The organism is Billgrantia sp. NRB1 (genome assembly GCF_056921725.1).
On sequence record NZ_CM167783.1, the window covers coordinates 3,761,357 to 3,786,687 of the forward strand.

Consider the following 25,331-nt stretch of genomic DNA (forward strand, 5'->3'; position numbering starts at 1 on the left):
AGCTCGCGAAGTAGCGCGCCGCGCTACCCATGGGGCGCCTGCGGCGCCTTCGCCCGGCAGAGCCGGCCTCCCACCATAAAACCTGCCAAACATATTCACGCTAAAGTGCGATGAACCAAAAAAAACCCGCCGACTTTGCAGCAGGCGGGCCAAGGGGGTTACAGGACGCAACCTGATTTTCAGTGTAGCCGCTCGCTCACCCTGTGCTCAGGCCGCTCGGTAACAGCTTGTGACCGAGCGGCCTGGCGTGGCGGGTTAGCGGCCGAATACCAACCGACCCTCTTCGGCATCCACCCGGATGACATCTCCCGGGGCGAACCGGCCGGCCAGCAGGTCCTGTGCCAGCGGGTTCTCGATGCGACTCTGGATGGCGCGCTTGAGCGGTCGCGCGCCGAACACCGGATCGAAGCCCACCTCGGCCAGCTGGGCCATGGCGGCCTCACTGACCTCGAGGGAGAGGTCGTGCTCGGCCAGGCGGCCGCGCAGGCGGTCGAGCTGGATGCTGGCGATGGCCTGAATCTGCGCCTGAACCAGCGCATGGAAGACCACCACCTCGTCGATACGGTTGATCAGCTCGGGGCGGAAGTGCATGCCCACCACCTCCATCACCGCGCTCTTCATCTGGGCATAGTCCGCCTCGTCGCCGCCCAGGCGCTGGATAATGTCCGAGCCCATATTAGAGGTCATCACGATCACTGTATTGCGGAAATCCACCGTGCGGCCTTGACCATCGGTCAGGCGGCCGTCCTCTAGCACCTGCAGCAGGATATTGAAGACATCCGCATGGGCCTTCTCCACCTCGTCAAGCAGCAGCACCGAGTAGGGTTTGCGGCGCACCGCCTCGGTCAGGTAGCCGCCCTCCTCGTAGCCCACGTAGCCGGGAGGCGCACCAATCAGCCGCGCCACGGAGTGCTTCTCCATGAACTCCGACATGTCGATGCGCACCATGGCCTCTTCGGTATCGAAGAGGAAATTGGCCAGCGCCTTGCACAGCTCGGTCTTGCCCACCCCGGTGGGGCCGAGGAACAGGAAGGAGCCATTGGGCCGGTTGGGATCGGCGAGACCGGCACGGGAGCGGCGCACGGCGTTGGCCACGGCGGTGACCGCCTCCTCCTGGCCGATCACGCGCTTGTGCAGCGCCTCCTCCATGCGCAGCAGCTTGTCGCGCTCGCCCTCGAGCATCTTGGCCACCGGGATACCGGTCCAGCGCGACACCACCTCGGCGATCTCCTCCTCGGTGACGTTGGAGCGCAATAGCGTGTGCTTGGCCGTGTCGGCCTCGGCCTCGCCGCTCTCGGCGATCTTCTTCTCCAGCTCGGGGATCACCCCGTACTGGATCTCGGACATCCGCGCCAGGTCCCCCTGGCGGCGGGCCTGCTCCAGGTCGACGCGGGCCCGGTCGAGCTCGTCCTTGAACTGGGCGGCGCCCTGGATGCTGGCCTTCTCGGCCTTCCAGATCTCGTCGAGATCGGCGTACTCGCGTTCCAGCTCGTCGATCTGCTCCTGCAGGTTCTCCAGGCGCTTCTTCGAGGCCTCGTCGGTCTCCTTCTTGAGATGCTCGCGCTCCATCTTCAGCTGGATCAGGCGCCGGTCGAGGCGGTCCATCTCCTCGGGCTTGGAGTCGAGCTCCATACGGATCCGTGAGGAGGCCTCGTCGATCAGGTCGATGGCCTTGTCGGGCAGCTGGCGGTCGGTGATATAGCGGGTCGACAGCTTGGCCGCGGCGATGATCGCCCCGTCGGTGATGTCGACGCCGTGGTGCACCTCGTAGCGCTCCTTGAGGCCGCGCAGGATGGCCACGGTGTCCTCTTCGCTGGGCTCATCGACCAGCACCTTCTGGAAGCGCCGCTCCAGGGCGGCATCCTTCTCGATGTACTTGCGATACTCGTCCAGGGTGGTGGCGCCCACGCAGTGCAGCTCGCCGCGAGCCAGCGCCGGCTTGAGCATGTTGCCGGCGTCCATGGCGCCCTCGGCCTTGCCGGCGCCGACCATGGTGTGCAGCTCGTCGATGAACAGGATCACCCGACCCTCCTCCTGGGCGAGCTCCTTGAGCACCGACTTCAGGCGCTCCTCGAACTCGCCGCGGAACTTGGCCCCGGCCAGCAGCGCGCCCATGTCCAGCGAGAGCACGCGCTTCTCCTTGAGCCCCTCCGGCACCTCGCCGTCGACGATGCGCTGAGCCAGCCCCTCGACGATGGCGGTCTTGCCCACCCCGGGCTCGCCGATCAGCACCGGGTTGTTCTTGGTGCGCCGCTGCAGTACCTGGATGGTGCGGCGGATCTCGTCGTCGCGGCCGATCACCGGGTCGAGCTTGCCGCTGGCCGCCCGCTCGTTGAGGTCCAGGGTGTACTTCTCCAGCGCCTCGCGCTGATCCTCGGCGTTGGGGTCGTCGACCGCCTCGCCGCCGCGCACGCTGCTGATGGCGGACTCCAGGGCCTTGCGGGTCACCCCGGCCTGGGCCAGCAGCTTGCTCACCACATGCCCCATCTCCAGGATCGCCAGCAGCACCAGCTCGCTGGCGATGTACTGATCGCCGCGCTTCTGGGCCTCACGATCGGTGAGGTTGAACAGCTTGATCAGGTCGCGGGAGGGCTGCACCTCGCCGTCGAACTGAGCGACCTTGGGCAGGTCGTCCAGATGGCCTACCAGGCCGTCCCGCAGCCGGGCGGCGTCACCGCCGGCCTTCTGCACCAGCGCCTTGACACCGGTATCCCGGGCCTCCAGCAGCGCCATCAGCAGGTGGCCCGGTTCCAGTTGATTGTGGCCGCGGCCCACGGCCAGCGACTGGGCATCGGCCACGGCGTTCTGCAGCTTGGCGGTGAACTTGTCGAATCGCATGAATCTTCCTCCATCGGGGTGGCGGCGCGTTCGGACGCACCGCTAAGCCCTGTCAAATCGTCTTGACACATTCAATGGAGTCAGATTGGCCGGCTTTCAAGTCAGGCGCCACAGGAAAGCCATGGCGAGTTGATGCGAGTCAAGGCCGTAAGCCGTAAGCCAGCTTGCCGGCACCGGTCTTGCGAAAAGGGGTTTCATACAGCTTGAAGCTTATAGCTTACAGCTCCCCGAAGGGGTCAGCGCAGCCAGATCACGCTGGCCATGCGGCCGGTATGGCCGTCGTCGCGACGATGGGAGTAGAAGCGCGGCTCGCAGGCGGTGCAGAAGTGGCCGCCGCTGATATGCGATACCCCCAGACGCTCCAACCGCAGCCGGGCGAGCTTGTAGAGATCGGCCATGTAGTGGCCCAGTCGATACGGGCTGGGGTCGAAGGCGCTCTCGGCCTCGGGGTGCACGCCGACGAAGGCCTGGTGCACCTCCGGCCCCACCTCGAACTGAGCGTTGGAGATGGCGGGCCCCAGCCAGGCCATGAGCTCCTCCGGCGGCACGCCGAGTGCCGCCACCGAGGCTTCCAGCACGCCCCCCGCCAGGCCACGCCAGCCGGCATGTGCCACGCCCACTCGACTGCCCCGGCAGTCGCAGAAGAATACCGGCAGGCAGTCGGCGGTGAGCACCACGCAGGCGTGGCCGCGGTCGAAGGCCGCCGCGGCATCGGCCTCGGGCGGCGCCGCGGCATAGTGCTGCTGCACCCGTGCGCCGTGCACCTGATCCAGCCACAACAGCGGCCGCTCGTCGCCGATTTCCTTGCCCAGCAGGCGACGGCACAGCGCCACATGGTCGGGATTGTCGCCGACGTGCTCCGCCGGGTTGAAGGCGGCGAAGTCGTTCAGGCTGGGCCCGGTCTCGCGGGTGGTCACGAAGGCCCCCACGCGCTGCGGGGCCGGCCAGTCCGGCTCGATCAGGGTCGGGCGCAGGTCAGGGGCGTCGCTCATGGTGGGGTTCCTCAGCGCATGGTCGCGTGATCATCGCGCAGGTAGTCGATCAGCATCAGCATGTCATCGGGCAGGGCGGCACGGAATTCGACCCGCTCACCGCTGCCCGGGTGATCGAAGGCCAGCTTGCGGGCGTGCAGGGCCTGGCGGGGAAACTCGCGGAGAATCTCCTTGAGCGGCTCGACGGCCCCGGCCGGCAGCTTCAGCCGCCCACCATAGACCGGATCGCCCACCAGCGGAAAGCGCCGATGGGCCAGGTGCACACGGATCTGGTGAGTCCGTCCGGTCTCGAGCCGACAGCGCACATGAGTGTGACCGCGGTAGCGCTCCACTACCCGGTAGTGGGTCACCGCCGGCTTGCCATTGACGGTCACCGCCTGGCGCTTGCGATCCTTGGGATGGCGGCCAATCGGCGCATCCACGCTGCCGCCGGCGGTCATCACGCCGGTGACCACGGCATCGTATTCGCGCGACACCGTGCGCGCCTGGAGCTGCTCCACCAGGGCGGTCTGGGCCGCCAGCGTCCTGGCCACCACCATCAGCCCACTGGTGTCCTTATCCAGCCGATGCACGATCCCGGCCCGCGGCACCGCCACCAGCTCGGGCCAGTGGTGCAGCAGCGCATTGAGCAGGGTACCGTCAGGATTGCCAGCCGCCGGGTGAACCACCAGCCCGGCCGGCTTGTCAATGACCAGCACCTGGTCGTCTTCGTGCACGACCGTCAAGGGAATCGCCTGAGGCGTGAAGCGGTCATCGTCCTCGAGCTCGGCCACCAGCCGCAATCGCTCACCGCCGGCCAGCCGGTCCTTGGGCTTGCCGGGGCGGCCGTCCACGGTCAGGGCCCCCTGCTTGATCCAGCCCTTGAGGCGCTCGCGGGAGTGGTCGGCGAAGAGTTCGGCGGCGGCCTGGTCGAGGCGAACGCCGGCCAAGGCATCAGGCACACGGTGCTGGGCTTCCAGAGTCTGGGGCATATCGAAGCTGTCGTTTGGGCGGCACCGGAGGACTGCGTTTTCACGCCAGGTGCTTTATAGTGAACGGGTTGTGGCCGATTCTACCATGGCCGACACGGGTTGTTGTTTGATACGAGGATCAGGATGCGCGTTTCCCCCACCGCTAAACGCCTTGTCGCCCTGCTGCTGGCCGCCGCTCTGGTCACCGGCTGCGCCGGCAGGTCTGGCACGGACCCGCAGGACGAATTCGCCGGCGTTGCCGAGCGCGAGCTCTACGAGGAGGCCCGCGACGCCCTCGAGGCCGGTCGCTACACCTCCGCTATCGAGCGCCTGGAGGCCATCGACACCCGCTTCCCCTTCGGCCAGCACGCCGAACAGGCCCAGCTCGAGCTGATCTACGCCTACTACGAGAGCCGCGACTGGGAGGCCACCCGGGCGGCGGCGAGTCGCTTCATCCGGCTGCACCCCACCCACCCGCGGGCCGACTATGCGCTCTACATGCGCGGCCTGGCCGCCTGGCAAGCGGGGCGCTTCAGCCTCGAGCGCCTGCGGCTGATCGACATCTCCAAGCGCGATCTGGGTGCCAGCCGCGACGCCTACACCGACTTCCGCGAACTGGTTAGCCGCTACCCGGACAGCGAGTACGCCCCGGACGCCGAGCAGCGCATCGTCTACCTGCGCAACCTGCTGGCCCGCCAGGAGCTCCACGTGGCCGATTTCTACCTGCGTAAGGGTGCCTATCTGGCCGCCGTGGAGCGCGGCCGCTGGGTGGTCGAGAACTACCCGCAGTCCGAGGCGACCCGCGACGCCCTGGCGATGATGGTGGAAGGCTACCTGGGCCTGGACATGCGCGACCGCGCCCGCGAGGTGCTGGCCGTGCTGATCGAGAACGACCCGGACCACGCCCAGCTGCGCGGTCGTACCTTCCGGCCCCGGCACGTCAGCGCCGACTCGCTCTCGGCGTAAAGCGCCGAGCGCCGCAGACTGATGACTGATATCGGCTGACGTCAACCAAGAGCCCCCGCCAGCACAGACTGACGGGGGCTCTCAACATTCTGCCTCGGCACCTGACGCCCGTCACCAAGTCGCTGACCGAACGACGGGAGCCGCGCGGCTCGCACTCCCACTGAAAGGAAATTGAAAGCCGGCGCTGCCATTCATGACAGCGCTGGTTTTTCTTCAAGCTTACAGCTTCAGGCTTCCCGCGCTCATTCCCCCGGCTGCCAGCCGTTGACGATGGGGTAGCGGCGGTCGCGGCCGAAGCCGCGGGGCGTCACCCTCACCCCGACCGGGGCCTGGCGTCGCTTGTACTCGCAGCGGTCGACCAGCTTGACCACCTTGTAGACGTCGTCGCGGTCGAAGCCGGCGGCGATAATCGCCTCGGCGCTCATATCGCCCTCGATATAGCGCACCAGGATGGCGTCGAGCACGTCGTAGTCGGGCAGCGAGTCACTGTCCTGCTGGTCCGGCGCCAGCTCGGCAGTGGGCGGACGCTCGATGACCCGCTCGGGGATCGCCGGCGACTGGGTGTTGCGCCAGCGCGCCAGGCGATAGACCCAGGTCTTGTAGACGTCCTTGATGGCGTTGTAGCCCCCCACCATGTCGCCATAGAGCGTGGCGTAGCCCACCGCCATCTCGCTCTTGTTGCCGGTGGTCAGCACCATCAGTCCCTTCTTGTTGGAGATCGCCATCAGCAGCACGCCGCGGCAGCGCGACTGCAGGTTCTCCTCGGTGGTGTCGCGGGCGGTGCCGGCGAAGGTATCGGCCAGCGTCTCCATGAAGGCGTCGACCATCGGCTCGATGGGCAGCACCCGATAGCCGACGCCCAGCAGGCGGGCCTGCTCGGCGGCATCCTGCTTGGAGATGTCGGCGGTATAGCGGTAGGGCATCATCACCGCCTGCACCCGCTGCGGGCCCAGGGCATCCACGGCGATGGCCAGCGACAGCGCCGAGTCGATGCCGCCGGAAAGGCCCAGCACCACGCCCTCGAAGCCGCTCTTGTTGACGTAATCGCGCAGCCCGGTGACCAGCGCGCAGTAGAGGCTCTCCTCGGGCTCCGGCTGGGGTTCGATCTCCCCCTCCCGGGGCACCCAGCGGCCGCCCTCCTGCACGAACTGTACCGGCATCAGCCCGGCCGCCCAGTAGGGCGCCAGCACCCGCAGCTCACCCTGCGCATCCACACAGGCCGAGCCGCCGTCGAAGACCAGCTCGTCCTGACCGCCGATGGTATTCACGTAGACCACCGGCAGCGACACGTCGGCGGCCCGCTGTTCGAGCAGCCGCAGCCGCTCGGCGGGCTTGTCCTGATGGTAGGGCGAGGCGTTGAGGGCGATCAGGATCTCGGCACCGGCATCACGCGCCGCCTGCACCGGGCCTCCGTCCCAGAGATCCTCACAGATCAGCAGGCCGAGCTTGACCCCCTTGTGATCGAGCACCAGGCTGCGCTCGCCGGTGCTGAAGTAGCGCCGCTCATCGAACACCTGGTAGTTGGGCAGCGCCTGCTTGGCGTACTCATCGAGCCATTCACCGTTGTAGAGCAGGCCCGCCAGGTTGTAGCCCTTGGCCTCGCGACGACCAGGATAGCCGATGATCACCAGCACGTCGCGGGCCACCTTGGCGGCCATGCGCGCACGCGCCTCGCGCAGCCGCGTTTCCATCGAGGGGCGCAGCAGCAGATCCTCCGGGGGATAGCCGCTCAGAAACAGCTCCGGAAACACCACGATATCGGCGCCATGCTCGATGCGCGCCTCGCGCACGGCTTCGATAGCACGATCGGCATTGCCGGGAATGTCCCCGACCAGCGGGTCCAGCTGCGCCATCACCAGCGTCAAGTCTTGCATGGGCGTAGAAATCTCTCGAGAATCCAGGGTACCCACATTGTCCCGCAAGGGCGCCCGGCTGGCAAAACCGCTCGCCCACACCAGGGAGCCGATACCAGGATGAACCTGTTGCTGATACGTCTGATCATCTTCGCCGTGCTGTTCTTCGCCGGCCTGAAACTCTACCGCATGTACCGCGAGTGGAAGCTGGACCGCGAGGAGCTGCTCGAGGAACAGCCGGGGCAGGAGGGCAGCTCCATGGTCCGCTGCAGCTGGTGCCAGGTCCACCTGCCGGAGTCCGATGCCCTGCGCGAACGGGGCGAGTGGTTCTGCTGCAGCGCCCACCGCGATCGCTACCTGGAAGAGAAGCAGTCCGAAGAGTAGGGGCGCCAGCGGCCGGATGACGCTTCCCACAGGGGCTGGCGCACGCTCCCTATCAGCGATGGCTTACAGAACGCTCACCGTGCCGACCTAGAGTGAAGAGACCCTCAGTGACAAGGGACTTCACTCCGGGAGAGCGCCATGCGAGCCGAAGATTCCAGCGGGCCCCTTCCCCGCCGACACCCCCTGTGGACCGCCAGCGGCCAGCGCGGCCTGACGCTGATCGAACTGCTGACCGCCATTGCCCTGATGGCGATCCTGCTGGGCTGGGCCGTTCCCGGCTTCCAGACCCTCAATGCCCGTCAGCAGGTGGCCACCGAGGTGATGCGCCTCAAGACGGCGCTGGCACTGGCGCGCAACACCGCCATCACCCGACGCGCGCCGGTGATGGTCTGCCCCGCCGCCGGCGACGCGAACCAGTGCAACGGCGACCTGAGCGACTGGACGCTACCGCTGCTAGTCGTGCTGAGCCCCAACACGCCAGAGGCCCAGGTGCTACGCCGGCTGCCGGCCAGCCGAGTGCCCTCGCTGAGCTATCGACAGGACCGGGCGGTTCGCTACACGGCCCTGGGGCGCGCCTCCGGCCATAACGGCACCTTTCGCATCTGCGGCCGGCACGACACCGGCTCACAGGTCATCGTCAGCAACTTCGGGCGTGTGCGCGTCAACGCCCAGCGGGACTGTTGAGCTCCCTCACTCTGCCTACTACCCCTTGGGCCCCAGCAGCAGCCAGACAATCAGGCCCACCAGCGGGAAGAACAGCAGGATCAGGATCCACAGCAGCTTGGCCACCGGCCCCGCCGGGCTCTTGGCCACCTTGACGATGGCCCAGATCACGATGATCAGCCAGATCAGGCCCAACAGGCCACTCACTTCGATACCCATGGCGCAGACTCCTTTGCTCGGTAATCCCGGGAAGGCGAGGCCACCATCGCCATGGACGTGACGGCCACTGGACTATACTGAGGGCAAATTCCACCGACCCCACATACCTAGCGGCGGCCGCCATTCACGTCTCATGCGCCTCGGCCTCAGGGGCCTTGTCTCACCACGCCGCCGCCGAGTCAAGATGGCGGGCACCCCATGGCATCGCACACCTCCTCCTGCCGGCAAGCCCTCATGGCCCTCTGTACCCTGGCCATGACAATCGCCATCGGCGTTCCGCCAACGCCGGCAGACGACCGTGTCCTGCTCGACTGGGCGCTGGGCGTGGAAGAACTCAGGGTCATGGACCTGGAGGGTCATGACATGACCGAGCAGGTGCAGCCGCGTCAGGAGCAGGGGCGCATCAGCCTGGCCGTGCCCCCATCCCGCCCCCTCGTCCTCAAGCGCCAGGCGATCGACACCCTGCGCGTCTCCACGGATGAACGGATCACCTTGCCGGATGGCCTGCTCATCCCCTCACCCCTCCCCGACCCGGAAGACACGGAGCGCGCGCCCTCCCCGCCGCCCACCAGCTGGCTGCGCCTGACGCTGGCGGCAAGCCCGGTGCCGGTCACCTGGAACCCTCTGAGCGGCGCCTACCATACCGAGCTCAGCTTCGGGCTGCAGCCGTCGGATGAGCGTCTCAGCGCGGGGTTCGACCTGGAGCACCCGGTCGAGGTCCGCATCAGACTCAGGGGACTGACCCTGCAGGCCCCCCTGCCGCCCCTGCGCATCGACGCCCCGGGCCTGGCCAACGAGCAGACCCTGGGCTTGAGTTTCATGCCTTCCACGCCCAACCCCACGCTCGAGATCCGATCCACCATCTCCGATGTCGACCTGGAACTCGAGGTGCTCCCCCGCCTCGAGCTGCACCCGACTTCGCGCAGCGTGCTGGGGCTGGGCCTGGAGCGCGTGGCGGTTACTCTGGTGCGGGTGGCGCCTCACGGCATGCCGCTGCCCGCAGACCAGCTCACCGATATCGCCCTGACCCTCGACGGCGGCGGCCGTATCGAGTCCGGGCCCCTGCATTTCGAGCCGGGACAGGCCTCCACCTCCTTCAGCCTACGCTCATCAGGCCTCGCCCCGATCACCCTCAGCGCCTTTACCGGCAGCCTGAGCAGCGAAATCGAGATCCGCCAGCGCTTCCCCTGGGGGCCGCTGCTGGCCGCCCTGGTCGGCGGTGCCCTGGGCGGGTTCGGCCGACGCTTCATCAAGGGGGCACGCCGGGCACAGACCTCGCGGCGCCTCGTCGAAGGCCTGGTGGTCGCCAGCATCGCCTATGTTGCCGGCGTGCTCGGCGTCGGCTACCTAGGCCTGCCGGGCGCCGTGGTAGCCACCGAGGCGGGGGCTTTTCTGACCGGCGCCCTGACGGGCTTCATCGGCGTCAACGTGCTCGAGACGCTCTCCGCCGCTGGCCGTCGCCACTGACGCCGACACCACGCCACGTTTCGGAAAGCGCCTATCCTGGCCCGCTTCTTGCTTGGCATAAAGCAAGTGCCCTCGGGTAGAATGCTCTCTCCCCCGCCAACTTGGAGGTGCCTTCATTGGCCAGCGGACTGCTGCTCAACGCGCTGATCTTTCTCGCCGCCGCGGTGCTCATCGTGCCGCTATTCAAGCGCCTGGGCCTCGGCGAGGTGCTGGGCTATCTGGCCGCCGGCGTGGTGATCGGTCCCTCAGTGCTGGCCCTGGTGCCGGATGCCGAGGGCGTGCTGCAGTTCGCCCAGGTGGGCATCGTCTTTTTGCTGTTCGTGATCGGCCTGGAGCTCAAGCCCTCGCGGCTGAAGGTGATGCGCAAGGCGGTCTTCGGCTTCGGCAGCCTGCAGGTCGCCGTCACCAGCAGCGTACTGGCCGTGGCCGCCTGGTGGCTGGGCCTGCCGCCGGCCGCGGCCCTGGTGGTGGGCTTCAGCCTGGGGCTCTGCTCCACGCCGCTGGTGCTGCACCTGCTCGGCGAGCGCAAGGAGCTGCAGACTCGCCACGGCCGTCACGCCTTCGCCCTGCTGCTGTTCCAGGACCTGGCGGCGATCCCGGTGCTGGCGATCATTCCGCTGCTCGCCGCCGACAGCCTGCTGGCCAACGGGGCGGCCCCGCTGCTGCGGGAGGTGGCCTTCGCCGCCGGCGCCTTCGCCGGGCTGATTATCGGCGGGCGCTACCTGCTGCGGCCGCTTTTCCACTACGCCGCCGCAACCGGTAGCCGCGAGGTGTTCGCCGGCACCGCCCTGATGGTGGTGATCGGCGCCGCCCTGCTGATGGAGCTGGCCGGCCTCTCCATGGCCCTGGGCGCCTTCATCGCCGGGGTGCTGCTCGCCGACTCCGAGTATCGCCACAGCATCGAGGCGGACATCGAGCCGTTTCGCGGCCTGCTGCTGGGGCTGTTCTTCATGGCCGTGGGCATGATGGCCGAGATCGGCCTGCTGGCGGAGATACCCCTGACCGTGATCGGCCTGACCCTGGGCCTGGTACTGCTCAAGGCGCTCTCGGTGGCGCTGGCCGCCCGCCTCTACCGCAGCAGCTGGAAGGAGACGGCCAACCTCGGCGTGCTGCTCTCCCAGGGCGGCGAGTTCGGCTTCGTGCTGCTCTCCGCCGCCGCGGCCGCGGCCCTGCTGGACCAGGCCCTGGTCAGCCTGCTGATCCTGGTCATCTCGCTCTCCATGGCGACCACGCCGCTGCTCTTCCAGCTGCACGTGCACGGCCTGCGCCGGCTGTTCGTCGCCTCGCGCCCGAAGCGCGCCTACGACCGCCCCAGCGATGAAGCGCCGCAGATCATCATCGCCGGCTTCGGCCGCTTCGGGCAGATCATGGGGCGCGCCCTGCAGGGGCTGAAGATCCCCTACACCATCCTCGACATCAACGCCGACCAGGTGGAGTTCGTGCGCCGCTACGGCAACAAGGTCTATTTCGGCGACGCCTCGCGCATCGACCTGCTCACCGCCGCCGGAGCCGACAAGGCCCGCGTCCTGGTGGTAGCGGTGGGCGACCCCGAGGCCTCGATGCGCATCGTCGAGCAGGTCAAGCGACGCTTCCCGCACCTCAGGCTCTATGCCCGGGCGCGCAATCGCTACCACGCCCACCTGCTGATGCGGGCCGGGGTCACCGACATCGTGCGCGAGCTGCTGCCCGCCAGCCTGGAGCTGACCCGCGAGGCCCTCAACGGCCTGGGCATCCCCCGCGAGCAGGCCCAGCACACCATCGACACCTTCCGTGACCACGACGAGCAGGCGCTGCTGCGCCAGCTCGCGGTGTTCGGCAACGAGAAGAAGCTGATTCAGACCATTCAGGAGGCGGCCCGGGAGCTGGAGGCGCTCTACGAGGCGGACGAGGATATCGCCACGCGGGTGGACGAGGTGCCGGAACGTCGACGCTGAGGTCGCTTCAGGGAATGCGCCACCAGTCGGGCAGCCCCGCCTGTACCTCGCGGCGGGCGAAACGGTCGTCCAGCAGCTGCACTACCCCCCTATCCTCGGGCCCGCGAATCACCCGGCCGGCGGCCTGCACCACCTTGATCAGCCCGGGCACCCGGTAGGCGTAGTCGTCGCCGCGACCGAAGCGGGCCTCGAGCCGCGCCTTGAGCGCCTCGTTGAAGGGGTCGAAGGGCGGCAGCCCCAGGGTAGCCACGAAGGCGCCGATCAGCCGCTCGCCGGGCAGGTCGACGCCCTCGGCGAAGGCCCCGCCCAGCACCGCGAAGCCGATACCCACCCCGCCCGGGGCGAAGCGCGCCAGGAAGGCCTCGCGTTCGGGCTCGCTCATGCCGCGCCGCTGCGCCCAGACCGGAATGTCCGGCTGGGCCTCGCGGAAGCGGGCGAGCACGGCCTCCAGATAGGCGAAGCTGCTGAAGAAGGCCAGGTAGTGCCCCGGCCGACGACGATACTGCTCGGCCATGGCGGCGACGATAGGCGCCCTTGAGGCCTCGCGGTCGCGCAGCCGGGTGGAGATGTCGCCGCGCACCCGCACCTCGAGCTGCTCGGCGGCGAAGGGCGAGGCGACCTGCTGCCGGGCGGTCCCCGCGGGAAGGCCCAGCAGGTCCCGGTGGTACTCCCCCGGGGTCAGGGTCGCCGAGAACAGGACCGCGCAGTGGGCCGCCGCGAAGCGCGGCGTCAGAAAGTCCGCCGGCACCAGGTTGCGCAGCCCCAGCACCGCCCGGCCGCGCCCATGACGACGGAGATCGCACAGCGAGTGGTCACCGAAGGACTCCGCCAGCCGGGTAAAGGCCAGCGCCTCGAACAGCCACTCCTGCAGCGTCGCATCCACCCCGCCGGGCGGCTCGGCCAGATAGTCGAGGACGGCGCGGCTGGCCTGCTGCAGCGCCGCAAGGAGCCCGTCGGGCAGCCCCTCGAGCAGCCGATAGTCGGCGTCCGGCGCCGACTCGAAGGTTTCCCGCACCAGCGCCTGCCAGTGGCGCGCCACGCGTCCCAGGGGCCGGGAGAGCGCTGGCGGCGCCCTGCGCCGCAGGCGATTGAGACGCTGCTGGTCGAGCTCGGCGCTGTACATGCCCCGCGCCCGAGCCACCAGGTTGTGGGCCTCGTCCACCAGCAGCCCACAGCGCCAGCCGTCGGCCTGGGCCAGGCCGTGGAGCAGCGCCGTGGCATCGAACCAGTGGTTGACGTCGCCCACGCTCAGGTCGCACCAGCGCGCCAGCTCCTGGCCCAGGTAGTAGGGGCAGACCGCGTGGGCCAGAGCCACCTCGCGCAGCGCGGCGCGGTCGAGCCAGCCCCGGTCGACCGCCGCCCGACGCGCCGCCGGCAGCCGGTCGTAGAAGCCTGCCGCCAGCGGGCAGGCCTCGCCGTGGCAGGCCCTGTCGGGGTGCTCGCAGGCCTTGTCCCGAGCGACGAGCTCCAGCACTCGCAGCGGCAGGCGCTCGGCGGTTTCGCCGGCCGCCGGGGCAGCGCCCAGGGCCGTCAGGGCGTCCAGCGCCAGCCGCCGCCCCGGGGTCTTCATGGTCAGGAAGGCGACGCGGTCGATCCCGTGACGCGGGACGGCGACAAGCAGAGGAAACAGGGTGCCCAGGGTCTTGCCGATGCCGGTCGGGGCCTGGGTCAGCAGGCAGCGCCCGGTGGCCGCGGCCTTGTAGACCCCTTCGGCCAGCTCGCGCTGTCCGGGGCGAAATATCGCGTGGGGGAAGGCGAGCCGGCGCAGGGCGGCGTCGCGGCGCCGGCGGTGGGCGGCCTCCCGCTCGGCCCAGGCCAGGAAGCGTCGGCACTGGGCGGCGAAGAACGCCTGCAGCTCATCCGCCGAGGCCGTCTCGGTCAGGCGCGTCTCGCCGCCATCGGCAATATCCAGATAGACCAGCGCCAGGCTCAGGGACTCGAGGCCCCGCTCGGCGCACAGCAGGGCCCCGTAGACCCGCAGCTGGGCCCAGTGCAGGGCCCGCTGGTTGGCCGGCATGCGCGCCAGACTGCCGCGGTGGGTCTTGATCTCCTCGAGGCAGTTGGCCGCCGGGTCATAGCCGTCGGCCCGGCCGCTGACCACCAGCTCGCCGACGGCGCCCGAGAGCGGCAGCTCCGCCTGGTAGCCCGGGCCGCGCCCTTCGACCACCCGCGCATGGCCGGCGATGCCCTCCCGGGCGCTGGGCGAGGGGGTGAAGCGATGATCGAGATCCCCCTGGCGCGCGGTGAAGTCGCACAGCGCCCGGACCGTCACCCGATGGCCTGCGGCCTCAGCCATGGCCGGCCCCCGCGGGCGCCTGCCAGCGCACATGGCACACCGCCGCCGGAATCCCTTGGGCATGGAAGAAGGCCAGCCAGCGGCGCTGGTTATCCTGCAGGCGGTCGCCGGGGCCCTTCACCTCGATCAGCCGGTAGCGGGGCTGCCCCGGTGGCGCCTCGGGCAGGAACTGGATCAGGTCGGGCAGGCCGGCGCGGTTGGCCCTGAGGTCGCCCAGCAGCCGCTCGCAGCAGGCGCGCAGGTGCTCGGGGGGCAGGCAGGCCAGGGCCTGGTCGAGCAGGGCCGCGTCTAGACGCTCCCAGTGCACGAAGGGCGAGGCGATGCCGTGCTTCGCACGCCAGGTGGCGCGGATCGCCTCCCGGTGGCGGCCGTCGTCGAGGCGCGCCAGGCAGGCCGCGAAACGCTCCCGGCGGCGGGCCACGAAATCCTCCCGATAGAGGTCCGCCGGCCCGCTGTGGAAGGGGTGGAAGAAGGCGCCGGGCAGCGGCGCGTAGAGCGCCTCCCAGCAGAGCAGCCCGAACAGGCCAGTGAGCAGGGCGTTCTCCACGTAGTGCACCGGCGCATCGGCGCGGTGCAGATGATCGCGCACGGCGAGCTCGACGCCCTCCGCCCCCGGCGAAAGACACAGCGTCCAGCGCTCGAGCTCGGGGTCGGCCGGCGTCGCCGGCGGCGCCAAGCCCAGCCGTCGACACAGCCGCGGCCGCAGGCGGGCCAGCGCCTGGGTCTCGCTGTCGTCGACCGGCTGGGCGGCCAGCCGATCGGCCAGGGTCAGGGCCCGCCGATGCTCGCCCAGGCGCTCGAGCAGGCGCAGGCCACGGATCCGCGCCTCCCCCTCCCCACCCGGCCCCCAGCCGCCGGCCAGATAGAGCGACAGCGCCGTTTCGGTCTCGCCGCCGCGCTCGGCCTCCCGCCCCAGCCGATAGCGCAGCCGGTTGCGCCGCGTCACCAGCCAGGCGTTGTCCTCAGGCACCGCGGGCAGCGCCTCCGCAAGCGCCGCGACGGGTTCGCCGGCCTCCAGCCGCTCGCGCAGGCGGTGCAGGGCCAGATAGGCGTCGACCTCCTCACGCCGCTGAAAGGCGCGGGAGTCGGCGGTGAAGGCGACCCGTTCGAAGCGCTGCAGGCCCAGCTCGGCCAGCACGAACTCGGCCCAGTCCTGGCGCAGGTTGCCGAAGAACATCAGCCGCAGCCGGTCGCAGGTGGCCATCACGGTCAGGCGCACGATGCGCTCGCCGGCAGGCCCTTCGGGCCACCAGGCCGCGAACCGGCGCGCCTCGAGAAAGCGCGGCGCCAGGGCCTCTTGCAGCGCGGCCTTGGTGGCCCGGCCCAGGCCCTCCGCGGCCGCCTGGGCGGCGAAGGCCCGACGCAGCTCGGCCAGCCGCAGCTGAGCAAACAGCGTCTCCAGGGACAGCTCGGGGTCGGGCTCGACGAAACCGGTGTCGATCAGGGGCGCCAGGGCCGCGGCGGTATCGCCGATCTCGGCGTAGGCGAGCCGGGCGGTGCGGAAGTGCTCGCCCCGGCGCATCACCATGCGCACCAGCAGCGCCCGGGAGGCCCGGGGCAGCTCGCCAAAGGCGGCGAGGAAGCCGTGCTCCGCATCGCTGAGCAGGTCGCCGTGGCGCTCGGCCACCCAGCCCAGCAGGTACTCGAAGTTCGCCAGGTAGTAGAAGGGATCGTCCAGGGAGGCGGCGACCGGCGCACCGGCAGGCATACTGTTCATGCATCCATGGTATCAGGCGAGCCCAACGCCCGTCAGGGCCCCCAGTCCGGCGGCCAGCTCGCGCACCACCTCCGCGGCGGGCATCTCGCGGCAGGCGCTGGCATTCTGTCCCGCCCACAGCGGCGAGAAGTCGCCGCTGCCCTGGGCCTCGGCGGCGGCGCGCAGCGGCCCGATGGCGGCGGTGGCCAGGGGAAAGGCGGGCGCCTCGGCGCTCAGCGGGCCCAGCTCGCGCATCAGCCGGGTGACAATCCCGCGGGCCGGTCGACCGCTGTAGAGGTTGGTCAGGGCGGTATGGCGGGCCGCCTCGCTCATCAGCGCGCGGCGATGGATCGCCGAGGTGGTGGCCTCGGGGCAGCACAGGAAAGCGGTGCCCACCTGCACGGCGTCGGCGCCCAGCGCCAGCGCCGCGGCCACCCCGCGGGCGTCGGCGATGCCCCCGGCGGCGATCACCGGCAGCCCCACCGCCGCCTTGACCTGGGGCAGCAGCGCCAGGCTGCCGACCTGGGTGGTGAGATCGTCGCTGAGGAACATGCCGCGATGGCCGCCCGCCTCCAGCCCCTGGGCGATGATGGCGTCGGCGCCATGGGCCTCGAGCCAGCGCGCCTCCTCCACCGTGGTGGCCGAGGAGAGCACCAGCGCGCCCCAGGCCTTGACCCGCTCGAGCAGCGCCGGCGCCGGCAGCCCGAAGTGGAAGCTCACCACCTCGGGGCGGAAGGACTCGAGGGCATCGCAGGCGTCATGATCGAAGGGCCGGCGCCCGGCGCCGGCCGGCACGGCTTCGATATCCAGACCGAACTCGCCATAGTAGGGCGAGAGCGCCTGATGCCAGTGGGCCTGGCGAACGGCATCCGGGGTGGGCGGGGTATGGCAGAAAAAATTGACGTTGATCGGCCTGGTCGTACGGTCGCGAATGCCGGCCAACTCGGCGGCCAGCGCCTCGGGGCCGAGCATGGCACCGGGCAGCGCGCCAAGGCCCCCGGCCTCGGACACCGCCACGGCCAGATCTGCTCCCTGAGCGCCCGCCATGGGCGCCTGGAAGATGGGCAGCTCGATGCCCAGCTGGCGCATCGGGTTCATGTCACTCTCCTGGATCGGATGAATCGGAGGACGCGTCTCGGCGCCGCCAGGGGTGGCGACGCCCCAGGGTATCGGCCACCACGGCACCGCGCTCGCCCAGCGGTCGCGGCTCACCCACGGTGGTATCGCGACGGGTCTGGCGCTCCATTTCACCGTTGATTTCCGCCCCCAGCAAGACGACGAAGGCCGATAGCCAGAACCACAGCATCAGCACCACCACCGCGCCCAGGGAGCCGTAGAGCTCACTCATGTTGGCCACCTGGCCGACATACAGCGACAAACCGCCGGACCCCAGCAGCCACAGCAGGGTGGCGGTGACGGTGCCGACCCGCACCCACTCCCAGCGGGGCTGGCGACGATAGGGACCAAAACGGTAGAGCACGGCAATGACGCCCATCATCACCACCAGCAGCATGGGCCAGCGCAGCAGGCCGATCAGGGTGGCCAGCCGGCTGTCCAGGCCGAGCATGCCGATCACCAGCGGAAAGCCGGCCACGAAGACGATGGTCACCAGAGTCGATAGTATGAGGCCCAGGGTCAGCGCCGCCACCACCAGGGTGCGGCGCAGCAGGCCGCGCTGCTCACCCTCGCCATAGACCAGGTTGAGCGCCACCAGCAGCCCGCGCACCCCCTTGGAGGCCACGAACATCGCAACCGCCAGGCTCCCCAGCGCGGTCAGGCTGAGGCCGGTATCGGTATGGGCGCTGATCTCGTGGGCCTGCTCCTCGATCAGTCGCGCCGCATCGGCCGGCAGCACCCGGGATAGCTCGCCGATCTGGTAGGCCAGCTGCTGGGGGTCGAGGACCAGCGCCCACAGCGAGAGAATCGCCGCGATGGCAGGAAACAACGCCAGCAGCGCATAGAAGGCGATGCCGGCGGCCAGAATGCCGACGCGGTCGTCGGTCAGCTCCTGCTTGACGCGCCAGAGGATGTCGAACCAGCCGCCGGGGGATATCTGACGCGGCCGCTCGGCGCGGCGGCCGCGCGCGTCATCGTCCATGGGCGCCTCTCGTCAACGGGTCTCGGCGGGACGCAGCACCATGCGGGCGTCGCGAATCTCGATATCGAAACGGTTGAGAAAGCTCATGCCCATCAGCGCCACGTCGCCCTCCAGGCCGGGGCTGATCGAGCCGCGTACGTCAGCCGCCGCGAAGCCGCCGAGGCTGACCTCATCGAGGCGGGTCAGATCGCCGCGTACCCGACCGTTGGCGGTATTGAACCAGGCCGAGCCGGTGCGCTCCAGCCCCAGCCGCTCGGCCATGGCGCTGGGTACGGCCACGTAGGTGGCCCCGGTGTCGAGCAAAAACTCCACCGGCTCGCCGTTGATGCGTCCGGTGGCCATGAAGTGCCCGGAACGGCTGCGCTCCAGCACGATGGGCTCCCCTTCGCCGCCCACGGCGTTGACCAGGTGGGCATTGGGATTGCGCTGGTCGTCGAGAAAGCCGTGGAACCACCAGGAGCCGGCGGCGATGAACAGCAGCCAGAACAGCAGCATCATGCCGAGCCCGGTTCGCCGCACCGCCCTGTCGTCATCGTGCATGAAGCCCTCCCGCCGCCATGGCATTGTCACATGCTGATTGAGCATTGACACATATTCGCGCCCTGTCTGTACTGAAGACCGTCTGCAAGCACAACCCTCACGTCGACAATAACAAGGATAGCCACATGCACGACATGCGCCTACGTTCGACCCCTCATGGACGTCATCATTCCCTGCCGAGCGGTGCCGCCCTCTGCCTGGGCGGCGCGCTGCTGCTGGGCGGCAGCGGCGCCCTGGCCGGAGACGACCTGGTGGAGAAGCAGGTCTTCGAGCTCGATGAATACACCACCCGCGGCGGCGAGACCATCGCCCCGGTGCGGGTAGGCTGGGAGGCCTACGGCACCCTCAACGAGGCGAAGGACAACGCCATCCTGATCACCCACTTCTTCTCCGGCACCAGCCAGGCGGCGGGGCGCTATGAGGAGGAGGGTCCCGCCGGCTACTGGGACGCCATCATCGGGCCGGGCAAGCCGCTGGACACCGACGACTACTACATCATCGCCTCGGATACCCTGGTCAATCTCAATGCCCACGACCCGAATGTCACCACCACCGGGCCGGCGACGCTCAACCCGGAGACGGGGGAGCCCTGGGGCCTGGAGTTCCCGGTGGTGACCATTGGCGACTTCGTCGACGTCCAGAAGGCGCTGCTGGAGAGCCAGGGCATCGAGCAGCTGCACGCGGTGATGGGCGCTTCCATGGGTGCACTGCAAGCCTTCGAGTGGGCCAGCCGCTACCCTGAGCGGGTCGAGCGGCTGATTCCGGTGATCGGCGCCGGCGAGGCCGACCCCTGGCTGCTGGCTACCCTGAGCGCCTGGGCGGCACCGATTCGCCTCGACGCCAACTGGAACGACGGCGACTACTATGCGGGCGAACCGCCCCTGGACGGCCTGCGCGAGGCGCTCAAGCTGGTCACCCTCAACGCCAACCACTGGCAGTGGGCCAACGAGGCCTTCGACCGCAGCTGGGCCGATGAGGACGCCGACCCGGCCCGGGATATCCACGCCCGCTACGCCATCGAGCAGACCCTCGACGACATCGCCGCCGCCCGGGCCGAAGTGGCCGATGCCAACCACCTGCTCTACCTGGTCCAGGCCAATCAGGCCTTCGTGGCCGGCCACGGCGAGAGCCTCGAAGCGGGGCTCGACGCCATCGACGCCCCCACCCTGATGCTCTACAGCGAGGATGACCTGGTCTTCGCCCCCCAGAGCGTGCGCCGCACCGCCGAACTGATCGCCGACGGCGGCGCCTCGGTGGAGCTAGTTCCGCTCACCGGCAACCGCGGCCACCTCGACGGCGTGGTCGCCATCGACCAGGCCGGGGAGGCGCTCGCCCGCTTCCTGCGCGAGTGATCACCCCGCCGGGGGCGGCGGCTGCCGCTCCCGGAGAGGCGCCGGTAGCAGGTAGCACGCACCGGCGTCACGGCGCCGCTTCCGCCGGGCCACGGCGCGCCGCCCGGTCGCAGCGCTCCCACTCCTCTGCCGCCCGCTGCCCGCGGGCCTGATTCACGAACAGGCAGATCAGGATGGCGGCGATGAACAGCGCCGCGCAGAGCAGGATCGACGCCTGCAGACCCACCACCGACTGCAGCAGCCCCAGGCCAATGATGCCGAACACTCCGGCGAGCTTGTTGGCCAGCCCCCAGAAACCGAAGAACTCGGCGGCCTTGCGCGTCGGCGAGAAGAGCCCCACCAGGGCGCGGCTGGCCGACTGGCTGGAGCCGAGGCTGAGCCCGGCCAGGCAGCCGACGAACAGGAAGAGGTGCTGAGCCTCCCAGTCCAACCCCAGGCGGGCATTGAGGAAGGCGGTCACCTCCGGCGTGGCCCAGATGGCCAGGATCGCCACCACCCACAGCGTCAGGGTCAGCAGGTAGGTGATCTTGGTGCCGATGCGATCCTGGAGGAAGCCGAAACCCAGGGCGCCGGCCGCCGCGGTGATCTGCACGATGATGAACATGATATTGCGGATCGACTCGTCCCAGCCGATCACCTGGGCGCCGTAAATGAAGGCGAAGGCGATGATGATGTAGATCCCGGCCATGGAGAAGAGCAGCGAGACCAGGAAGATGCCGAGATCCCGGAAACGGCGCAGCTCATGGAAGGTCGTGGCGATCCTCTCCCAGGCGATGCGGTGGTAGGGCTTGCCGGGGGGCTGAGGGGTGCCGCGCTCCCTGACCCACAGAAAGGTGGGAATGGCGGTGACCAGGAAGAAGGCGGCCGCGAAGGGGCCCACCCAGCGGATGCGCTCGAAGTTCTCGGCAGTGGCCTCGCCCAGCACCAGCAGCGTGAAACCGGCGGCGAAGAGCCCGCCCACGTAGCCCAGCGCCCAGCCGAAGCCGGAGATCTTGCCCATGTCCTCGGGCGGCCCCAGGTCGGGCAGGAAGGCGGCGATGAAGGACTCCCCCAGGGAGTAGGCGTAGTTGGAGACCACGATCAGCAACAGGCCCAGCACCACATAGCCCGGCGCCACGAAGTAGAGCATGGCGGTGGTTGCCACGGTGGCCAGGTAGCTGGCGAACAGGAAGCGCTTCTTGGACGCCTGGTAGTCCATCACCGCCCCGTAGAGCGGCGCGGTCAGCACCACCAGCAGGTAGCTCACCGCCAGCGCCAGGCTCCACAGCAGGTTGGCCAGCCGATAGCCGTCGTCACGGTCGCCGACGATCACCGTGGTGAACAGCTCGCCGAACACCACCGTAATGATCAGCAGCGTATAGGCCTGGTTGGCGAAGTCGAACATCGCCCAGCCGACGACCTCCTTCTTGGAGGCTCGCTGCCGCCGCGGCGTCGCGTCGCTCATCACGCTCATGATCGCATCCCTGTGGTCATCGGTGTGGCCAGCCTAGCAGGTCCCCGCGATACCGCACCATCGAGGTACGCCGCTCAGACCAGATCCCGGGGAATCGTCTCGTCCCAGGTGCGGGCGAAGATCCGGGTCTCGCCCTCCCAGGCGTCCAGGGTAGCGCGAATCCGGAACTGCTCGGCGTCGCTGGTCAGCAGCGTACGGGTCAGGGTGTGTACCGCCCAGTCCCCGCGCTGGAAGCTGCGCTCCCACTCGGTCCAGCCGCTCACGCTATCGTAGCTGCCGTAGGCATAGCGGTAGCGCTCGGTGACCTTGGCGGCAATGGTCAGGTCGATGTCATCGAGCCGGTAGCACCCCTCGTCGTGGATCACTTCCAGGGTGGTCTCGTCGTTGGCCAGGTCGCGGATCACCCGCCAGGCCTCCTGGGTGGGCTGCAGCAGCGTCTTGGCCAGCGGCGGCGCCCCTTCCGGCTCGGCAAAGCAAGGCAGCGCCGCTTCTTCTGCCGGCCGCGGCTCGCGCAGCGGCAGCTGCAGCCGGCTCTCGGCCGGCCACACCGTCAGCCGAACCGGCTGCGGGGCCGGCCAGGCCAGCGGCCAGTAGCTGGTGGAGAGCGCCAGGCGAATGGCATGGCCGGCGGGGAACTGCTGGGCGATATGCTTGAGCCTGACCCGCACCCGATAGCGCTGGCCCGGCGCCAACGGCTGGGGAAACTCGTCGCTGTCGCGATGGGTCAGGTTGAGCAGTCCATAGGAGACCCGCGTGGCCTTGTCGTCGGCGGCGATATCGGAGAGGCGCACGGCGACCATGGCCACCGGCTGGTCGGCGGCAAGCTCGAGCTCGACTTCCGGCGCGCCGCAGATCTCCAGCGGCGCCTCGAGACGAGCGGTCTGGAAGATCAGCGCGCCGCCATCCTCGTCGCGCTGGTCATGGGGCAGGTCCGGTGGCGCATTGTAGGAGCACCACTTGCCGGCATAGAGGCCCACCGAGAGCGGCGAGCGGATATCCAGGCTTGCCGCCTCGTCGCCTTCCCTCTCGCCTCGAGGCTCATGCTCGGGCACAAGGTCATGGCCCACCGTAAGCCGCAGTGAGGCTGGCACAATGTTGGGCGAGGGCCAGGTGGGCTCGGCCACCCAGCGCCCGGGCCGCTCCTCATAGCGCGCCGAAGGCGGCACCGATGCCTGCATCCACAGGCGCAGCATCGGCTCGTCCATGATCCCGGTCTCCACGCCCTTGAGCCATCGATCCCACCAGCGAAGCGCCTCCTGCAGGAAACCGATGGCCGGCCCCGGCTCGCCCAGGTGGGGATACTTGTGCGCCCAGGGGCCGACCAGCCCCTTGCGCGGCACCTCGAGGCCCGCCAGCAGCCGGAACACCGCGTTGCAGTAGCCGTCGGCCCAGCCGCTGACCGCATAGACCGGACACTGGATCCGCGCATAGTCCTCGCACACCGAGCCGTGCTTCCAGTAGTCGTCCCGGCGCTGGTGGGCGAGCCAGGTGGTAAGCCACAGACCGCTACCGTCGAGGCGCTCGAGCCACATCTCGCGCCAGCGCTCCCCCACCAGTTCGGGGTCCGGCGGGCAGGCGTTGCCGTCGAACATGGTCGAGGCCCAGGAGAGGTTGTCGGCCAGCAGGCAGCCGCCCATATGGTGAATGTCGTCGGCGTAGCGGTCGTCGGTGAAGCAGAGAGCGATCACCGCCTTGAGCTGGGGCGGGCGCAGGGCCGCCACCTGCAGGCCGTTGAAGCCTCCCCAGGAGATGCCCACCATGCCCACCTCGCCGCTGCACCAGGGCTGCGCCTCCAGCCAGTCGAGGATCGCCAGGGCGTCCTCGAGCTCCTGGGGCAGGTACTCATCGATGAGCACCCCGTCGGACTCACCGGTGCCGCGAATGTCGACCCGCACCCCGGCATAGCCGTGCCCCGCCCAGTAGGGGTGCATCTGGACATCGCGCTCGGCGGTGAGGTCGCGCTTGCGATAGGGCAGGTATTCGAGAATCGCCGGCACGGGATGCAGCTCGGCGTCCACCGGGCGCCAGATGCGCGCCGCCAGTCGGGCGCCGTCGGGCAGGGGGATCCAGGTCTCCTCTTCCATGACCCGCCGCGGAAACTGCTCGATGATGCGCATACGGCCCTCCTGATCCCTGTCCCTATCCCTCGATGTCATCGAACTCGAAGAACAGCCGTACGGCCAGGCTGTCATAGCGCGCGTGAAGCTGCTCCACATCGTCGGCGCCCAGCCACACATGGGCCAGGGCAAAGCTGTAGCTGTCCTGCTCAGGCAGGCTCGACAGCCGCTGCCCCACGGCCACCTGCAGCTCGATGGCACAGCCCGGGAATTCGGCCTCCAGGGCGGCGATCTCCTCGGCCGTGGGCACCCGGGTCACTCGGGCATCGCGGAAGAACACCCGATAGAAGAACTTGGCGGCCATTGCGAAGTCGCCCTGGCGCGAGGGCATGTCAGGGCGACGGCCCAAGGCCAGGTCGACGGTGACCTGCTGATGGCTGACGCCGTCGACCTTTTCGAAGAGGTCGCAGTGGGACTGGGAGATGCGGGTGTTGATCTCCAGCAGCCAGATGCGCTCCTGTACCTCATCCCAGAAGTATTCGATGTTGAAGGCGGCATTGTCGTAGCCGATATGGGTCATGACGGCCTGCGTCAGCTCACGCATCTTGGCCTGCACGTAGTCGGGCAGCCCGGAGGGGTAGCGGTAGTGGAAGAAGCTCAGCACCCCGGGGTAGCGCAGCGAATCGACGATGCCGTAGCTGACCACTTCGCCCTCGAAGACATAGCCTTCTAGCGTGCACTGCCAGCCGCCGATGATCGCCTCGGCCAGACAGAAGCCGCCATCCACCCCGGCCACGCTCGGGGGCAGGCGCGCCTGCTCCAGCACCGTGTTGAAGGGGTCGGCGATCAGGCCGATCTGCTCGCGCAGCTGCTCGATGGCCTGGTAGAAGGTCTCGGGGCTGTCGATGAGAAACCCCAGCCGCGAGCCGGAGGACTTGATCGGCTTGATGAAGAAGGGGATGTAGAGGCCCGCCTCGCCAATCTGCGTCAGCGCCTGGTCATCGAAGGGGTCGAAGGCAGTGAAGGCCGGAATGAAGTCGGGGATCACCTCCCGCTGGACCCGCCGGCTCCAGAACTTGTGCTCGCACTTGAGCAGGCTCTCCAGCGAGGGGGTGCGTGTGCCGAAACGCTCACAGAGAATCGGCAGCATGGTCGAGACGGGGAAGTCCATGTAACCGACGATGGCATCGATGGTGCCCTCGAAGGCCTCGAGTTGGTCCGTGGCCTCCTCGAGCATGGCGGCGATATCGAACACTTCGGTGTCATAGACCCGCTCGGGGTCGATCACCCCATGGAAGCAGAGCCCCTCGGCCCCGCGCAGCCGGGCGAGCCGCTCCCGATTGACGTCGTTGAGCCCCACCACGAAGACATTACCGGAAATCGCCATGGCCGCTCCCCTCCGACGGGGTAACAAGGGGCTCGAGGCCCAACTCTAGCAGCATAGCCCAGCCCATCGGCGGTGCGCGGGAATTCTCAGTCAGTCCACCCGGGCGCGAGCGTTGGCGGCCGGTGGATGACAGCCTGCAAGGCATCGGCTAATTTGTAAGCACTTGGTTGCCGGCATGCGATTCGG

General features: G+C 69.0%; 19 protein-coding genes. 6 read left to right on the forward strand and 13 right to left on the reverse strand.

Annotated elements, in window-relative coordinates; all coding sequences use genetic code 11:
* Positions 1 to 255: 255 nt before the first annotated feature.
* The 3 genes from clpB to rluD all read right to left on the reverse strand — a co-directional run bounded on the left by clpB (position 256) and on the right by rluD (position 4,801).
* Positions 256 to 2,838, reverse strand: coding sequence for an ATP-dependent chaperone ClpB (clpB, locus tag ACZIYR_RS17185; protein WP_483527515.1), 2,583 nt, complete (start codon positions 2,836 to 2,838; stop codon positions 256 to 258).
* A 236-nt stretch (positions 2,839 to 3,074) separates the two neighbouring features.
* Positions 3,075 to 3,830, reverse strand: coding sequence for a peptidoglycan editing factor PgeF (pgeF, locus tag ACZIYR_RS17190; protein WP_483527516.1), 756 nt, complete (start codon positions 3,828 to 3,830; stop codon positions 3,075 to 3,077).
* A gap of 11 nt (positions 3,831 to 3,841) precedes the next feature.
* A complete protein-coding gene (gene rluD, locus ACZIYR_RS17195) occupies positions 3,842 to 4,801 on the reverse strand; it encodes a 23S rRNA pseudouridine(1911/1915/1917) synthase RluD (RefSeq protein WP_483527517.1) in 960 nt (319 codons plus the stop codon).
* Between the two features lie 123 nt (positions 4,802 to 4,924).
* Here rluD and ACZIYR_RS17200 point away from each other — a divergent pair, with 123 nt between their 5' ends.
* Positions 4,925 to 5,746 carry an outer membrane protein assembly factor BamD gene (locus ACZIYR_RS17200; protein WP_473031605.1) on the forward strand — a complete coding sequence of 274 codons (822 nt, stop codon included), beginning with the start codon at positions 4,925 to 4,927 and terminating at the stop codon, positions 5,744 to 5,746.
* Between the two features lie 242 nt (positions 5,747 to 5,988).
* On the opposite strand, the gene ACZIYR_RS17205 is transcribed toward ACZIYR_RS17200, so the two are convergent.
* On the reverse strand, positions 5,989 to 7,620 hold the full coding sequence (locus ACZIYR_RS17205) for an NAD+ synthase (protein ID WP_483527518.1): 1,632 nt from the start codon (positions 7,618 to 7,620) through the stop codon (positions 5,989 to 5,991).
* 99 nt (positions 7,621 to 7,719) lie between these two features.
* Between ACZIYR_RS17205 and ACZIYR_RS17210 the strand changes: the two genes are divergently transcribed.
* Both ACZIYR_RS17210 and ACZIYR_RS17215 read left to right on the forward strand, forming a co-directional pair.
* A complete protein-coding gene (locus ACZIYR_RS17210) occupies positions 7,720 to 7,983 on the forward strand; it encodes a PP0621 family protein (protein ID WP_483527519.1) in 264 nt (87 codons plus the stop codon).
* Positions 7,984 to 8,121: 138 nt separating this feature from the next.
* Entirely contained in the window at positions 8,122 to 8,667 is a 546-nt protein-coding gene (locus tag ACZIYR_RS17215; RefSeq protein ID WP_473031606.1) for a GspH/FimT family pseudopilin, read from the forward strand.
* 18 nt (positions 8,668 to 8,685) lie between these two features.
* Here the strand turns inward: ACZIYR_RS17215 and ACZIYR_RS17220 are convergent, their stop codons facing one another.
* Positions 8,686 to 8,865, reverse strand: a complete 180-nt coding sequence (locus tag ACZIYR_RS17220) for a PLDc N-terminal domain-containing protein (protein WP_473031607.1) — start codon at positions 8,863 to 8,865, stop codon at positions 8,686 to 8,688.
* A gap of 234 nt (positions 8,866 to 9,099) precedes the next feature.
* On the opposite strand from ACZIYR_RS17220, the gene ACZIYR_RS17225 reads away from it, so the two are divergent.
* Positions 9,100 to 10,332, forward strand: coding sequence for a TIGR04086 family membrane protein (locus ACZIYR_RS17225; RefSeq protein WP_483527520.1), 1,233 nt, complete (start codon positions 9,100 to 9,102; stop codon positions 10,330 to 10,332).
* 116 nt (positions 10,333 to 10,448) lie between these two features.
* Entirely contained in the window at positions 10,449 to 12,266 is a 1,818-nt protein-coding gene (locus ACZIYR_RS17230) for a monovalent cation:proton antiporter-2 (CPA2) family protein (RefSeq protein ID WP_483527521.1), read from the forward strand.
* A 7-nt stretch (positions 12,267 to 12,273) separates the two neighbouring features.
* Here the strand turns inward: ACZIYR_RS17230 and ACZIYR_RS17235 are convergent, their stop codons facing one another.
* The 5 genes from ACZIYR_RS17235 to ACZIYR_RS17255 are packed head-to-tail and all read right to left on the reverse strand — an operon-like array spanning position 12,274 to position 18,896.
* Positions 12,274 to 14,562, reverse strand: coding sequence for an ATP-dependent DNA helicase (locus ACZIYR_RS17235; protein WP_483527522.1), 2,289 nt, complete (start codon positions 14,560 to 14,562; stop codon positions 12,274 to 12,276).
* On the reverse strand, positions 14,555 to 16,279 hold the full coding sequence (locus tag ACZIYR_RS17240) for a VRR-NUC domain-containing protein (protein WP_483527523.1): 1,725 nt from the start codon (positions 16,277 to 16,279) through the stop codon (positions 14,555 to 14,557). The genes ACZIYR_RS17235 and ACZIYR_RS17240 overlap by 8 nt, the downstream gene beginning before the upstream one ends.
* Positions 16,280 to 16,291: 12 nt before the next feature.
* Complete coding sequence (locus ACZIYR_RS17245; protein ID WP_483527524.1) at positions 16,292 to 17,356, reverse strand: NAD(P)H-dependent flavin oxidoreductase; 1,065 nt, start codon at positions 17,354 to 17,356, stop codon at positions 16,292 to 16,294.
* A 1-nt stretch (position 17,357) separates the two neighbouring features.
* Positions 17,358 to 18,356 (reverse strand): YihY/virulence factor BrkB family protein, encoded by a 999-nt coding sequence (locus ACZIYR_RS17250; RefSeq protein WP_483527525.1) that lies wholly within the window; start codon positions 18,354 to 18,356, stop codon positions 17,358 to 17,360.
* A 12-nt stretch (positions 18,357 to 18,368) separates the two neighbouring features.
* The gene (locus tag ACZIYR_RS17255; RefSeq protein ID WP_473031612.1) at positions 18,369 to 18,896 is read right to left on the reverse strand and encodes a retropepsin-like aspartic protease family protein; all 528 of its coding nucleotides are present in this window, start codon (positions 18,894 to 18,896) and stop codon (positions 18,369 to 18,371) included.
* Between the two features lie 125 nt (positions 18,897 to 19,021).
* Between ACZIYR_RS17255 and ACZIYR_RS17260 the strand changes: the two genes are divergently transcribed.
* Entirely contained in the window at positions 19,022 to 20,248 is a 1,227-nt protein-coding gene (locus ACZIYR_RS17260; RefSeq protein ID WP_483527526.1) for an E22 family MetX-like putative esterase, read from the forward strand.
* Between the two features lie 67 nt (positions 20,249 to 20,315).
* On the opposite strand, the gene ACZIYR_RS17265 is transcribed toward ACZIYR_RS17260, so the two are convergent.
* The 3 genes from ACZIYR_RS17265 to ACZIYR_RS17275 all read right to left on the reverse strand — a co-directional run bounded on the left by ACZIYR_RS17265 (position 20,316) and on the right by ACZIYR_RS17275 (position 25,145).
* Positions 20,316 to 21,692, reverse strand: a complete 1,377-nt coding sequence (locus tag ACZIYR_RS17265) for an MFS transporter (RefSeq protein ID WP_473034937.1) — start codon at positions 21,690 to 21,692, stop codon at positions 20,316 to 20,318.
* 83 nt (positions 21,693 to 21,775) lie between these two features.
* A complete protein-coding gene (locus tag ACZIYR_RS17270; RefSeq protein WP_473031614.1) occupies positions 21,776 to 23,818 on the reverse strand; it encodes a CocE/NonD family hydrolase in 2,043 nt (680 codons plus the stop codon).
* Positions 23,819 to 23,840: 22 nt separating this feature from the next.
* Positions 23,841 to 25,145 carry an ATP-grasp domain-containing protein gene (locus ACZIYR_RS17275; protein ID WP_483527527.1) on the reverse strand — a complete coding sequence of 435 codons (1,305 nt, stop codon included), beginning with the start codon at positions 25,143 to 25,145 and terminating at the stop codon, positions 23,841 to 23,843.
* Positions 25,146 to 25,331 lie beyond the last annotated feature (186 nt).